The 277-nt window shown below is 70.8% G+C and carries 1 protein-coding gene; it reads right to left on the reverse strand.

The window, feature by feature from the left end; translation table 11 throughout:
• Positions 1 to 277 (reverse strand): AMP-binding protein (locus ACPXB1_RS30710; RefSeq protein ID WP_425736190.1); only part of this gene is annotated, 277 nt, incomplete at both ends.

The following is a 277-nucleotide window of genomic DNA, read 5'->3' on the forward strand; positions in this document are numbered from 1 at the left end:
CGGTGGGGGACCAGGATGCCCTTGGGTGTGCCGGTCGAGCCGGAGGTGTAGAGCAGGTACGCCGGATCCTGCGGGCGAACCTCCACATCGGGTAGGTCCGCTGCGTCGGGGACCGCAGGTGGCTCCGGTTGGTCCAGCTCCCAGAGCGGCGTGTCCTGGGGTGCGAGTGGGGTCAGGTCGGTGGTCGTCAACACCAGTCGGGCACCGGAGTCGCTGGTCTGGTACGCCAGCCTGGCCGGTGGCAGTTGCGGGTCCAGCATGGTCCAGGCGGCGCCGG

The sequence above is a fragment of the Micromonospora sp. DT68 genome, assembly GCF_049847245.1.
Lineage (GTDB): Bacteria > Actinomycetota > Actinomycetes > Mycobacteriales > Micromonosporaceae > Micromonospora > Micromonospora profundi.